The sequence below is a fragment of the Ruegeria sp. BHSC276 genome (genome assembly GCF_059612945.1).
In genome coordinates this window covers 1-13,156 of sequence record NZ_JBXWRP010000015.1, presented here as the reverse complement: position 1 = coordinate 13,156, position 13,156 = coordinate 1, and the positions used below count along the sequence as shown (strand labels likewise).

General features: G+C 60.1%; 12 protein-coding genes and 2 tRNA genes. 5 read left to right on the top strand and 9 right to left on the bottom strand.

Annotated features, from left to right (window positions below):
* Positions 1 to 33 precede the first annotated feature (33 nt).
* Positions 34 to 110 (top strand) — tRNA-Met (locus AC2FMD_RS18040).
* 357 nt (positions 111 to 467) lie between these two features.
* Here AC2FMD_RS18040 and AC2FMD_RS18035 read toward each other — a convergent pair.
* On the bottom strand, positions 468 to 1,958 hold the full coding sequence (locus AC2FMD_RS18035) for an amidohydrolase family protein (protein WP_496795308.1): 1,491 nt from the start codon (positions 1,956 to 1,958) through the stop codon (positions 468 to 470).
* A 208-nt stretch (positions 1,959 to 2,166) separates the two neighbouring features.
* Between AC2FMD_RS18035 and AC2FMD_RS18030 the strand changes: the two genes are divergently transcribed.
* Positions 2,167 to 3,180, top strand: a complete 1,014-nt coding sequence (locus AC2FMD_RS18030) for an AraC family transcriptional regulator (RefSeq protein WP_496743503.1) — start codon at positions 2,167 to 2,169, stop codon at positions 3,178 to 3,180.
* 634 nt (positions 3,181 to 3,814) lie between these two features.
* Here AC2FMD_RS18030 and AC2FMD_RS18025 read toward each other — a convergent pair.
* Positions 3,815 to 3,890: transfer RNA gene (locus AC2FMD_RS18025), tRNA-Val, on the bottom strand.
* A gap of 74 nt (positions 3,891 to 3,964) precedes the next feature.
* Positions 3,965 to 5,218 carry an aminotransferase class V-fold PLP-dependent enzyme gene (locus AC2FMD_RS18020; protein ID WP_496743504.1) on the bottom strand — a complete coding sequence of 418 codons (1,254 nt, stop codon included), beginning with the start codon at positions 5,216 to 5,218 and terminating at the stop codon, positions 3,965 to 3,967.
* A 202-nt stretch (positions 5,219 to 5,420) separates the two neighbouring features.
* Between AC2FMD_RS18020 and AC2FMD_RS18015 the strand changes: the two genes are divergently transcribed.
* The gene (locus AC2FMD_RS18015) at positions 5,421 to 5,831 is read left to right on the top strand and encodes a hypothetical protein (RefSeq protein ID WP_496743505.1); all 411 of its coding nucleotides are present in this window, start codon (positions 5,421 to 5,423) and stop codon (positions 5,829 to 5,831) included.
* A 3-nt stretch (positions 5,832 to 5,834) separates the two neighbouring features.
* Here AC2FMD_RS18015 and hemF read toward each other — a convergent pair whose 3' ends face one another.
* From hemF to clpS, 4 genes are read right to left on the bottom strand one after another with little or no spacing between them, the layout of a single operon-like run.
* The gene (gene hemF / locus AC2FMD_RS18010) at positions 5,835 to 6,719 is read right to left on the bottom strand and encodes an oxygen-dependent coproporphyrinogen oxidase (protein ID WP_496683458.1); all 885 of its coding nucleotides are present in this window, start codon (positions 6,717 to 6,719) and stop codon (positions 5,835 to 5,837) included.
* Positions 6,720 to 6,724: 5 nt separating this feature from the next.
* A complete protein-coding gene (locus tag AC2FMD_RS18005; RefSeq protein ID WP_496683460.1) occupies positions 6,725 to 7,525 on the bottom strand; it encodes an SDR family NAD(P)-dependent oxidoreductase in 801 nt (266 codons plus the stop codon).
* Between the two features lie 37 nt (positions 7,526 to 7,562).
* On the bottom strand, positions 7,563 to 8,528 hold the full coding sequence (locus AC2FMD_RS18000) for a class I SAM-dependent methyltransferase (protein ID WP_496743506.1): 966 nt from the start codon (positions 8,526 to 8,528) through the stop codon (positions 7,563 to 7,565).
* A 26-nt stretch (positions 8,529 to 8,554) separates the two neighbouring features.
* Positions 8,555 to 8,896, bottom strand: a complete 342-nt coding sequence (gene clpS, locus AC2FMD_RS17995; RefSeq protein WP_496683464.1) for an ATP-dependent Clp protease adapter ClpS — start codon at positions 8,894 to 8,896, stop codon at positions 8,555 to 8,557.
* Positions 8,897 to 8,988: 92 nt separating this feature from the next.
* Between clpS and AC2FMD_RS17990 the strand changes: the two genes are divergently transcribed.
* On the top strand, positions 8,989 to 9,690 hold the full coding sequence (locus AC2FMD_RS17990) for an HAD family hydrolase (protein ID WP_496743508.1): 702 nt from the start codon (positions 8,989 to 8,991) through the stop codon (positions 9,688 to 9,690).
* 262 nt (positions 9,691 to 9,952) lie between these two features.
* Entirely contained in the window at positions 9,953 to 11,362 is a 1,410-nt protein-coding gene (locus tag AC2FMD_RS17985; protein ID WP_496683476.1) for a D-alanyl-D-alanine carboxypeptidase family protein, read from the top strand.
* Here the strand turns inward: AC2FMD_RS17985 and AC2FMD_RS17980 are convergent.
* Positions 11,343 to 11,879 carry a hypothetical protein gene (locus tag AC2FMD_RS17980; protein ID WP_496743509.1) on the bottom strand — a complete coding sequence of 179 codons (537 nt, stop codon included), beginning with the start codon at positions 11,877 to 11,879 and terminating at the stop codon, positions 11,343 to 11,345. The two genes, AC2FMD_RS17985 and AC2FMD_RS17980, sit on opposite strands and share 20 nt — an antisense overlap.
* A gap of 30 nt (positions 11,880 to 11,909) precedes the next feature.
* Positions 11,910 to 12,662: a hypothetical protein gene (locus tag AC2FMD_RS17975; RefSeq protein ID WP_496743510.1), complete on the bottom strand. Its 753-nt coding sequence runs from the start codon at positions 12,660 to 12,662 to the stop codon at positions 11,910 to 11,912.
* Positions 12,663 to 13,156 lie beyond the last annotated feature (494 nt).

The following is a 13,156-nucleotide window of genomic DNA, read 5'->3' as shown; positions in this document are numbered from 1 at the left end:
AAAATCTCTGCAGGCCGAACGCCAAAAAAATGGCGCGGGGTGGAGCAGCCAGGTAGCTCGTCAGGCTCATAACCTGAAGGTCAGAGGTTCAAATCCTCTCCCCGCAACCAAAATCCAACATATATTACAATACCCTCGCACCGCCCTCAGCGCGGCTTTCATATGCGACATGGCGCTGAAAGCGCGTCCCTCCGCTACCCAAAGATTAGACCTGCCCGTCGCAAAATCCTTCACTGTGATGTAAAGTCTGCTCAACCTTTCTAAGGTGCACACATAACGCGTAGCGACAGAGACATTCTAAGTCTGTATCGCCCGCAGAGCAGACTTTAAGTTGAATTCAAGCAACGACTGCACCGAGCCCTATCCAGACCTTGGTTTTTAATGCAGCACTGGTCGCTGTGCGCGGAAAGCGGACATCCATTTTGAATACTCAGGGTACACTCGCACCCTGAGTAAGAATTGGAATATTATAGCGCAGTTCGACCTCTTCCCGCATCACTTGGCTTTACTCGCATTTCAGGGGCTGGCCGGTAGGTTGGATCAGAGTGTGGCACAGTGGTGTTTTTGTACAATTCACCGTCTTTCATAATGAGCTGCAACTTATCCTCATCTTCAATAATTTTGATGTCCTTCGTCGGATCGTCGCTCCACAACAGGATATCAGCGTAAGCGCCCTCTTTTATTACGCCCAAAGGTCCTTCGCGATATGGGTTTCTGGCGGGTCCGGACATTTCAAGGACGATGCCTGCATTTCCCGTAGCATGGCGCAGCGCCTCAATCGGAGTGAACTCGAACAACTCCACCTCGATGGTGATGTTTTTCTTCGTGATGGGCCACTGCTCGGCGAACATGTCGGAACCGCTGACGATGAAGACATCATGCTCGCGCGCCCATTTCACCATTTGCAGGGTACCGGTATGAACCGACTTGGCCTTGCGGATCTGCTCAGGGGTGTACCACGGAACGCTTTCCGGGTTTGCAAAGGCAACTCCTGCCATATAGCCCTGTAGTGAAAGGATAATATCTTCTTCCGCCATCCGTTTTATCGTTTCTTCCGAAACCAGAAAGTTATGCTCTATGACTTTAACACCCGCATCAATCGCGCGGTTGACAGCGTCATCACGGTAGGCATGGGCAGCGACGTAGGTTTTGTTGTCTTCGGCGATGGCAACGGCCGCTTTCATCTCGTCCAACGTAAGACTGATGACTTCAAGAGGGTCAAACTCTGTTGATACGCCGCCACCTGGCATAACTTTCAGGAAAGCTGCGCCCTTTCGAAAGTTCCAACGCGCTTGCTTGATGACTTCATCAACCGTGCTTGTCGTCGCGAGGTTGCCCATCAAAACTGATTCATCCGGACCGAGGTGCTGGTTCCAACCGCCGACATCGCCATGGCCACCAAGAGGCCCGATCGGCGGACCCGCTGAATAAATCCGTGGACCTGTCATCCAGCCCATTCTCACACCCTTGGCAAGCCCGAGGGAATTACCACCGATATCTCTCACGGTCGTGATGCCTTTCATCAAAAGGTGGGCATACATGTTCTGGGCAGCGATGGCTCCGGCAGTGGCGAAATCGATATCTTCACCCGTCGAAAACAATCCGGATGGTCCGCCCAACATCAGGTGCTGGTGCATATCGATGAACCCAGGGGTCATTGTGCGACCAGTGCCATCGATCACGATCGCTTTGTCCCCAGCCGTCAAGCCGTTGCCGATTTGTTTAATCAGATTGCCTTCAACGAGCACATCCTGGGCTTCCGACACCGTTTCGCTGTGCCCATCGAAGATCCTGACATTCTTAATCAGGATGTGCGCCGTTTGGCTTTCTTCAGCAGCTACAAGCGATACCGTCAGCATCATCATTGATGCAGCAAGAACAGTACTTCTCAAGAATCCCATTTTCTTTTCCTTTCCTTTTTTGGCCCTTGCCAAGCGTAACTCGCACAGGGTCAGCATAATGCCTGTCCCACTGGCCACGTCGTGTGAGCATCACACCTATTTTTTTTAAATATGTCAGACGCTGAAACAGCTGGCGTGTCATTTGGAGTCGGCGCCAAGGATTTTTGCGCCAAAATGACACGTGAAAGCGTTATTTTGTTTCCAGCGCCTTGAACTGACCGACAGATGCCGCATCGTTCGAGGGCCGGTTGGCACAGGAGTCGACATGACCAAACGTCTTCCGCTCGCGAAGCTGAGCTTGTTGCGCCCCTTGATTGCTGCGCTTAGCGAACGCGGAGTCGACCCAGAAATCGTGCTCGAGAGAGTTGGCCTGACCGAAGACGCAGTGTTGCGCGGCGACGAGGCCGTGCACATAATGGTGGTCCACCAGTTTCTCGAGGCTTGTGCTGAGGCGGTGGAAGATTTGACTTTCTGCGCTTCTGTCGGCTCGCGTCTGGACCCAAGAGGCTGGCCAATGATCGAATATGCGCTCTCTGTTGGGGGCTCGTTGGCCGATTTTCTCTCGACCTTTGTCAGCCGAGCGAACGAGGTTACAAGCTCGGTGACGACATATCTGGAAATCAGAGGAGATCAGGCAATTTACGGTGAAACTCGTCTTTTTCGCCCAACAATTTTGCCGGCACAGAACGATGGCTTCATGGTGGGCCTCAGCCTGGGAATTCTCAGGCGTGCCGTGGGCGACCGGTTCGACTCCGGCGAAATGACCATTGTTCTCTGTAATCCAGACGTACTTCCTGCCAGTTTTTCGAAATTCAAACGGCTCAAGGGCGATGAGATGGGCTTCCGATTGAAGTTTCCCGCCAAATGGCTTGTCCATTCTGTCGATCACAAAGTCTTGGGAAACTCAGTTGGGACATGCGATCAAACAAACGACGTGAGCCGCTTCCTCGCCGATTTCCGAGCTGTAATCGCGCATAAGATCGGCCAGGGAGGTCTCAGCGCCAATGACGCGGCAACCCTCGTGTCAATGAGCCGAGCAACTTTGGCTCGACGTCTTGCCAAGGAAAGAACCAGCGTGTCGGATGAACTACGCCGGGCGAAGATTGCTTACGCCAAGGACCGTTTGCGAACGAGCGGCGACACCGTAGACGAAATAGCCGGCGCGCTCGGTTACTCCGATTGCTCGAACTTCTCACGCGCATTCCGAGAAGCCGTGGGACTCAGCCTTCGAGCTTTCCGATCACAGATCGACGTGAACAGAACTGGTCCAGAGACGTGAAGAAATCTTTCAGATCTTTGTTGTTATTACGAAGCAAATCTATTGACCTAGGCCTATCAGTGGCAACATCCCGACTAAGCTACGACCGCCAGAGCCGCGAACTGCAAACAGCAGCCATTTGAGCATTACCGCCAACTGGCAGAAAAGTCCGCATAGCGGAAGTTCGGCCAAAACTCAGGGAATGTCGGCTTGGTCTTGCTAACCGGAACACGCTATCAGAGCGGACTATGCCACTCTTGAAACCGGCTAAACCCAAAGAAGATAGATGCCCACTCGCAGGGGCGAGGCTTACGCCCCGCCCTTTGCTAGGTTGTCCCGCTTCCAAAGAGGTTGCAGGTTGCTGTAGTGGCAAAGTTCGACGAGGTGTTCCAAAGACCCTGCAGCTGAGAGAGGGGTAATGTGGTCCAACTCCAATTGACCATATCGATCCCATGTTATGCCGTCCTTGAACCAGGCCTCAATGTGCCGCTGTGATGCAGTAGGCCGTTTTACATTTGTTGCCATGGCCCATATCTCCTGTGTTGGAGACATCTTTTCTGTCTAAGTGCAGAGGAGGCGCAGCGGACACAGTTTCACATGCAGCACAGCAGTAAGTGTTCGTCTCGTAAGACCTTTATGCAGTGCGATGAAAGGATGGTGGGTGATGAGAGACTCGAACTCCCGACATCTTCGGTGTAAACGAAGCGCTCTACCAACTGAGCTAATCACCCGTGACGCGGGATTTAGCCAAGCCTGCGCTCCGGCGCAAGGGGGGACAGCCGAAAATCTCGGCCGATCCATTGGGTCAGGGCTTCATGTCCTGCATCGCCGCCAGAAACTGTGTCACCTCATGCTCGGAGTTGTAGTGGCACAGCGAAACCCGGATGCAGTCCGGCAGGCCCAGCGGACGCAGGATGTTGCCGCTGTAGTGGTCGTCCTTGCGCGTGTGGGTGCGGATGCCTTGCGCGTTCAGTCGCGAGACCGCCTCGGCCGAAGACATGTCGCGCACCACGATCGAGACCAGCCCTTCGCGTGCCGGGTTCTCAGCACCGGCAAGGATCGTGACATGGTCCATGTCCCGCAGACCGGGCAGGTTGCCGGTGCCGTTGATCATCGCATTGGTCAGATGCGTTTCATAGCTGTGGATCGCGCGCCCGGCGGCCTCGATCCGGGCGCGCCGGTCGGTGGCATCTGATACCTGCCCGCCCAGCCAGTCGAAATAGTCGACCACGTCGGACATTGTCGCATAGGCGCCTGTGTCGCGGGTGCCGAATTCCCAGCCCGCCTTGGGGGCGTCGATCAGCTGGTCATGGGACAGGGTGGTCAGCCGGTCCGAAATCCAGGCGACGCCATAACCGTGCCGCGAAAACACCTTGTAGGGGGAAATCGCATAGCCATCGACGCCATAGCCGTCGATGTCCAGCTGCCCGTGCGCGGCGTGCTGGATGCCGTCCACGATGATGAAACAGTCTGGCGAGACCGACCGGATCGCGCGGGCGATGGCGGCCACGTCCATTCCCATGCCGGTCACCGGAGAGGCATGTAGGATCGTGGCTACGGCCACATCCGGCGACATGCGCGCGGTATAGTCGGCCGCCGTGACCAGGCCGGTCGCATCGTCATGGGGCACATTCACATAATCGAGCCCGGCGATTCCGGCCCAGCGGCGCGCGGCGCTGCGGCTGGCCGGGTGTTCAATGCTGCTGCCGATCACCTTTGCCCCCTTGGGCGCGTTCACGCAGGCCGTACGGATCATGCGGAACAAAAGCTCGGTGCCGCTTTCGCCAACGAAGAATTGTCCCGAGGAGGCGTTCATGAACACCGCCAGATCGGCCTTGGCACGGTTGATGATGTCGACCAGGGCGTGGCTGGCCACGTTGTCCCGCCCCTGATTGTCCGGGATGGCCGCAAACCGGGCCGAGGTGTCGACCACCGATTTCAGCGTCAGTGCCCCCCCCGCGTTTTCGAAGAATATGCGTGGACCTTGAAACGGACAACTTTCCACATGGGCAAAGCGCGCTCGGATGGCGTCGAGCAATCCCGGTGTTTCGTGCAGCATGGCGGGTGTCCTGTCCTGTCGAATATGCCTGCCCAGCATCTATGGACGTCGGTGCGCCCGGGTCAATCGTTTCCGCGCCCTGTGGCGGTGGTGCCTGGCTTGCCGTGCCCACCGGCGACCGGCGGGCGGGCCTCTGTGGCTTTACTCGAAGGGCCCGCGCCTTATCATGAACGTCAGCGAGTTTCAGCTGACAGGTTTTCCGATGGCGCGTTTCCTTGTGTTCTTTCTGCTTTGCACGTCTCTTCTGGCGCCGCTCGCGGCGCAGGCGCGGGGCTTTGGCCTCAGCGTTCGCCCCACCTACCGCACCGAGATCCGCCCTGTCGGCGATAGTATCTACGAGGTAAAGGCGATCGGCTCGTCCGCAGCGGTCAATTACTGGTGCGGCATCGGAGACTATGCCATCCGCCAACTCGGCGTGCCGCGCGCGCAGCGGATCTATGTCTGGAAAGCCTACGAGAAAGGGGCCAGAACGGTCCAGTTTTCGCTGAAGCCGCCGCCGGGCGCGGACACCACGCCGGGATATTCGATCACCGTCAACCGGGTGGGCGAGAACATGTCGGCCTCGTCCGCGCAGAACTACTGCTATGACAACTTCATGGATTTCGGGTTCTGAACCTCAGACCCATTTGGCCAGCGGCGGCAAGCTCATCAGCACGGCGTCGGGGTCATGACCGGTTTCCAGGCCGAATTTCGTGCCCCGGTCATAGACCAGGTTGTATTCGGCATACAGCCCGCGATGTACCAGCTGCACATCCTTGTCGGCCTCGGTAAAGGGCTGCACGCGCCGCTTTTCCACCAGAGGCAGAAATGCCGGCAGGAAGGCCCGGCCGATGTCCTGGGTCAGCGCGAAATCCGCTTGCCAGTCGCCGGTGCAGTAGTCATCCATGAAGATCCCGCCGACGCCCCGTGCGCGCTTGCGGTGCGGGATGTAGAAATACTCGTCGGCCCACTCCTTGAGGCGCGGATAGTGCCCCGGTCCGTGCGGGTCCAGATGCGCCTTCTGCGTGGCGTGGAAATGCGCCGTGTCCTCAGGGTATTCGATGCAGGGGTTCAGGTCGGATCCGCCGCCGAACCACCAGGCATGAGGCGTCCAGAACATGCGGGTGTTCATGTGAACGGCCGGGACATGCGGGTTTTGCATATGCGCCACAAGGCTGATACCCGAGGCCCAGAACCGTGGGTCGTCGGCCATGCCAGGGATGCCCTTGCGCGCGGCCATCGCCTGTTGTGCCCGCTCGCCCAGTGTGCCGTAGACCGTCGAGACGTTGACGCCGACCTTCTCGAACACGCGGCCGCCGCGCATGACCGACATCAGCCCGCCGCCCGCGTCGGACCCATCTTCGGACTGGCGCCGGGTTTCCTTGACCTCGAAACGGCCGGGTTCGGCATCGCTGAAGGGGCCGGTGTCGTGGCTGTCCTCCAGCGCCTCGAAGGCGGTGACGATCTGATCGCGCAGGCTGCGGAACCAGGCAGAGGCGGTGGCTTTTTCGGTATCGAACATTGGGCTCAGTGGGCTGGGGCGGCGACCGGGTCCAGCAGGGTGCGGCCTCCGTCGATTGTCAGGATCTGGCCGGTCATGAAGCCGGAAGCCTCGGACGCCAGGTATTGCGCCGTGTCGGTCAGTTCGGTCGGGGCGGCGATGCGGGCCAGCGGTGTGTGCTTTTCGATGTCCTTGCGAAAGTCGCGGTTGTCTTTCAGGGTCGTCTGCAACGAGGCGCTCATGACCGAGCCGAGCGCGATCGCATTCACGCGGATGCGGTGCGGCGCCAGGGTCACGGCCAGCGACCGGGTCAGCTGATCCAGCGCCGCGCTGGCCACGGAATAGGCCAGCAGGTCGGGATGCGTACGGCGCCCGGCGATCGAGGACAGGTTGATGATCGAGCCGATCTGGGTGTCTTCGCTGCCGTCGGCCTGTTTGATCATCCGGTTGGCGACCATCTGGCTCAGCCGCAGGGTCGGCATCAGGTTCTGGTTCAGCAGTGCGCGCACCGAGTCGTCCTCGGGGTCCAGTGGGTCCGAGGGGATCACCTGCCGCGCGCCATTGACCAGGATATCCACCTGATCGAACGCGTCCAGCGTGGCGGACAGCAGGTTGGCTACGGTCAGTTTTTCACGCAGGTCTCCGGCAAAATACCTGATGTTGCCGTCGTCGACCTGTTCGCCCAATTCGTCGGCCAGGCCTTTTTCGTCGATGTCGGCGAACATCACGTTGGCGCCCGCGTCGGCGAAATGGCGGCCGATCGCCAGCCCGATGCCGTTTGCGCCTCCGGTCACGATGGCGGTCTTGCCAGCTATGGAAAATGACATGCGGTTCCTCCAGAATCTCGGCGCAGGTTAGACGGCTTCACCGCCGAGGGCGAGAGGCATGGAACACCTTGAAGCGGTTGTCTCCAGCCAGTTCCTCGACCCGCGCGAAGGTCTCGGACAGGGTGGTTTCGTAGGGCAGATGGCGGTTGGCCACCATCCACAGGCTGCCCGAGCGCGTCAGGTTGCGCGCTGCCGACGCGATGAAGCCCTGACCCAACGACGGGTCAGCGCTGCGCGCGGTGTGGAACGGCGGGTTCATGACCACGGTGTCCAACGGCTCGGGCGCGGTCCAGGTCACCGCATCGGCCCAGTGGAACAGGGCGCGCGGATCACTCACGTTGGCCCGGGCGCAGCTCAGTGCGGTGTGGTCGGCCTCGACCAGATGCAGGGTGGTCACCGAGGCGCGTTCGAGAACCCCTGCGGACAGGTACCCCCAGCCCGCACCCAGATCGGCCACTTTAGCCCCCAGCTTGGCCGGCAGGGACTTGCGCAGAAGGGCCGAGGCGGGGTCGATCCCGTCGGCCGAGAACACGCCCGGAGCGGTCCGGTATCCGTCGGCTCTCTGTTCCTGCGGCGCGGCCCAGTCGGCAAAGGTGTCGGCACTGGCCCGGAGCCAGAAGATCTTGCCATGTGCCTTGGAAATCGGTCCCTCGACCGCCACGCGTTTGCGGATGTCTTTCAGCAGGCTGTCGATTCCGTCGGTCTTGGCGCCGTCCACTACGATCGGACCACCGGTGCGCTGGCTGGCCTGATGGATCATCCCCCTCGCAAGCGCCTTGGCGCGCGGCAGAAACAGGATGACGCTGCCGCAGGGCACATCGGCCCGGGGCGTGGCGTCGAATCCCTGCGCCTGAAAATGGTCGTAAAACGGTTTGAACGGTTGGACGACCTGCGTGCCGCCTGGCAGCATTGAAAGGTCATGCTCCGGTGTCGGGCCGATCACCGAAACCGGCTCGGGCAGGGTCAGGCCCTGTTGCAGGGCAAGGTGAAGACGAGTGGACATGGGCTGTGGGACCGAGGCACGCGGCCCTACTCCTCTCTCTCCATGGTGCATTGCAGAGGGTGTTGGTGGCGGCGGGCGAAATCCATCACCTGCCCCACCTTGGTTTCGGCGATCTCATGGCTGAATACGCCCACCACAGCCACGCCCTTCTTGTGAACGGTCAGCATGATCTCGAACGCCTGCGCGTGCGACATGCCGAAGAACCGCTCGAGCACATGCACCACGAATTCCATGGGCGTGTAGTCGTCGTTCAGCAGCAGCACCTTGTACAGCGGCGGGCGCTTGGTCTTGGGCTTGGTCTGGACAAGGATGGACGTGTCGCCATCGTCCTCCGATTTGCCAGCCATCATCCAACGGGCAGTCAGCATTGTACCGAGATTTTCCGATTCACATTTCGGGTCGTTTCAGGGCTTATATAACGTCAGCGCGCCCAGAGGAAAGAGCAACCGGCGGAATCGGAATGCATGAAGACCTGACCCTCATCGCCTTCGATGCTGACGACACGCTCTGGCAAAACGAGCGGTTCTTTCGGTTGACCCAGGCCCGCTTTGCCGAGCTGCTGGCCGACCATGCCGATCATAACCACCTGATGGAGCGCCTTCTGGCGGCCGAAAGGCGCAACATCCGGCACTATGGCTACGGCATTAAGGGTTTCGTCTTGTCGATGATCGAGACCGCGCTGGACGTCACCGATGATCGGATTCCGGCCCGCGTCATCCGCGAGTTGATCGCGGCGGGGCAAGAGATGCTGGCCCATCCGATCGAGCTTCTGCCGCACGCCCGCACGGCGGTCGAGGCCGCGGCCGAAACGCATGCCATCGCGCTGATCACCAAGGGAGATCTGATCGACCAGGAGCGCAAGCTGGCTCAGTCGGGGCTGGGCGATCTGTTCGACGAGGTCGAGATCGTGTCTGAGAAGGACCCCGAAACCTATCGCGCCATATTCCAGCGTCTCGGTCATGCGCCGGACCGGGTGATGATGGTGGGCAACTCGATCAGATCGGATGTCGTTGCCCCGATTCAGACTGGTGCCTGGGGTGTGCATGTTCCACATGGGCTGGTCTGGGACATTGAGCGGGCCGAGATCCCATCCGGCCACCCCCGGTTTCTTGAGATCGAGCATCTGGGCCACCTTCCGGCGCTGATCGACCGTTTCACGTGACCTGTGTCCGATAGGGCGCACCGGATGATTACTTGACCGCTCCCTGGCCTTTATTTTGCCGCTTTGGCCTCCGTGGTGGCCCGCGCGATCGGGTGCCCAAGATCTAGCGGTGAAACGGAGCCCGAGGGACGACGGATTCGGACAGCTTTCGGTTTATTTCGTTGGGGGCCTGTGCTATCGTTAAGACAATCAACAAAAATGCCGACCGGAAAAATCCGGCGGCGCGAGGCAGACAGAGGCAAAGATCGTGCAGATTCGGCGGATGATTCCGGCCCGGGCGGGCTTGTTCCTCATTGCGGTGATTTGGATCGCTGCAGTAGCAGCGACTCAGGCGCTGGCCGCGCCTTACGCGGCGATGGTGATCGATGCGCGCACCGGAGAGGTTCTGCATTCGCGCAACGCCGATACCCGCCTCCACCCTGCGTCGCTGACCAAGATGATGACGCTGTATATCGCGTTCGAGGCCGTTCGGAACGGCGAGATCACCCTGGACACCCCCGTGACGATCACCAATCATGCGGCGGCCGAACCGCCGTCGAAACTTGGGCTCCGCGCCGGGCAGAAGATTGCGTTCCGCTATCTGATCCGGGCCGCGGCGGTGAAATCGGCCAATGATGCGGCAACCGCCATCGGCATCGCGCTCAGCGGGTCCGAAGCGGCCTTTGCGCGCCGCATGACCCGTACGGCCAAAGCCATGGGTATGACCCGCACCACCTTCAAGAATGCGCATGGTCTGACGGAGTCGGGCCACTTGTCCACCGCCCGTGACATGACCACGCTGGGCCGGCATCTCCTCTACGACTATCCCGAATACTACAACCTGTTCTCACGCCAATCGACCTATGCAGGCATCAAGACGGTTCCTAACACGAATCGCCGCCTGCTGGCCGCGTACAAGGGCGCTGACGGCATCAAGACAGGCTATACGCGCGCGGCCGGGTTCAACCTGGTGGCTTCGGCCAAGCGCGGAAACGAACGCATCATCGCCACGGTGTTCGGCGGCAAGTCCAGCGCCTGGCGCAACGCCAAGGTGGCCGAGTTGCTGGACCTTGGGTTCCGCCGCGCCCCGTCCCGTGCCCCGATCCGCAAGCCGTCCCGTCCGGCCTATGCCGGGAACGCAGGTCTAGGCGGCACCCAGGTGGCGCGCGCGATCGGTGCGCCGCAACAGAGTTTGCGCCCGGTCATGCGTCCGGGGGCCGGGGTCGCGGTTCAAGTCGCGAGCGTAGTTGCCGAAACAGCCGCCAAGAACGCGCCCCGCATCCAGGACAGCATCGCCCAGGCAATCGTCGCCGCCCAGACCACGCCCACGGCCCCGCCGGTCGAAACCGCCGACACGCGCCCGGCCCTGCGGCCCGACAACCTGGTGCTGGCCTCGACCGAACCGGCCGAGGCCGAACCCGAGCAGGAAATCGTCACGCGGCTGTCCACCTCGGGCGGCCATCTGTGGGGCGTCAATGTGGGCCGCTTCGCAACGCGGTACGAGGCCGAAAAGGTGCTGCTGAAGACGGCGCTGTCGGAAATGACCACGCTGGAAGGCTCGTTGCGTAAAGTGAACCAGAGCTCCAAGGGCTTCGAGGCCACATTCCAGGGCATGACCCGCGAGCAGGCCGATCTGGCCTGTCGTCGCCTCAAGGCGCGCAACGTCACCTGTTTCATGATCGGGCCATCATAAGGTTCGGCATTCTCTCCTGAAGGCATCGGCTGCGGAATTCCGCAGACTTTTTTAAATCGAAGACGTTTCCGTGCCGGTGCTGTTCGTCCTGACCCGCGGCGGCGGTCAGGGCGGCGACGTTGTCCTTGGCAAAAAAGCCCTCATAGTGGTGGCACCGCTCGATATACTCGGTGATCAGCAGCGTATGTTTCGAGAGTTTCGAGAAGATCTGCTTGAGGTTCGGGTCGTCTTTGCATTCCCCTAAAACATGGGCGAGAAACGGAACGCCTTTTTCCTTCAAGGTGTCGACCACGAAATATACGTTCTTTTCGCCGCCGGCATGGTCGCCGTCGCGTATCTCGACCGCCATGTGGTGCAGACGCCGGCCGAAATTGCGCACGACATCCTCGGTGGGTATCGGCAGCTTGGCAAACGAGTTCACGAAGGACGGGGTGTTGTTCGCGGTAAAGACGTTGGCCGGGGATTTCTTGTCGTCGTCCACGCCGGGGTGTCGGTTGACATTGGTCGACGAATTCATCGCGGCGATGTTGTAGGCGCCCCAGAGATACTAGGGCACCATGGTCAGAAACTCGAGGATCGGATCCTCGCGTTCGCCGGCAAGCACCCGCGTGGCCAGATGGTCCAGGCCCAGCATCAGCGGTGCGATCCCGCTGTCCGCGCCTAACTCGGCGGCCCTTGTCAAGCGGTCCTGCTCGACCGCGCTCAGGATCAGCCGGTCGCCCAGGCCCAGACTGTCGGCGTGTTTGAAGTCCAGCGCCGAATAGCCGGCCCGGTGGCAGGTGAAATCCGATGGGGTGGTGAACAGCATCCAGTCCAATGTGTAGAAGGGGTTTTCCGTGTCGCCGACATAGTCGAACCGGATGTTCTGATCCTCGAGGGTGTTGCGCAGATCATTCAGGTCGCGCGCGGAACAGACTTCGCCGGCATAGTGGGTCTGCGGTGTCGCCCGTGCCAGCGGGTACATGCGATTGAGGCGCGAGATATAGTCCTCGAGGCCGGCGCTGAGCGGGGCCATCAGGACCAGCGCCGGAAAGACCGGATGCGCGTGAAGAACGGAAAACCGATGCGTCGGCCCCAGATAGTTTGCGGTATGGCGATACGGGGTCATCACATAGAGTTCGACCAAAGTGTCAAAGATCGCCTCGGGTTCCACCTCGAGGATGGTGGCCGCCATCTGGCCGACTTGCTCTGTGACTCCCGAGGCTTGTCGGTGCTGATAGATTTTCGGCAGGTATTCATGGAAGAAGTCCGAGTTCCTCTTGTCCCCTCGCGGTTGGTAGGTCATCAGATCGAGAGACATGGACCCCTCCTTGCGCGGATGGGCGGTGTGATGAACTCAGGTCGAGCTTTTGCGGATCATGCTAGGCGGTGGTTGGCCCTTGGGCAACTTCTGCGGGCTATTCAAGCGCCGCAGCCGCCATCGCGCATGGCGGGGGGCTCCGAATCCAGCGCCGAGGCGTGGTGGAAGGGGCAGATGCCGCGCGATGCGAGTCGCTCTTCGTTGTGGCGTAGGGTGCGATGTGTACAATATATTGTGGGGCGCGAATCCTCCGGCTTGAGGGCCGCAGCTGAGCGCGCAGTGCCGCACTTCATTGATGTAGTTATGTCTGCCGCGGCCAGGCAATCAATTGTTTGATAATAAAAGATAAAATGTCGATCTGCAAAAAAATGCATCGAGATGCGATTTTCCCCTTGCGGCTTTGGTTGGATAATCTTAGAACCCCCTTCACCGGCGCTGGTGAGGCGTTGGTGACGGGCTGGAGAGGCGGCCTGACGGACTGGAAAGACGGTTGT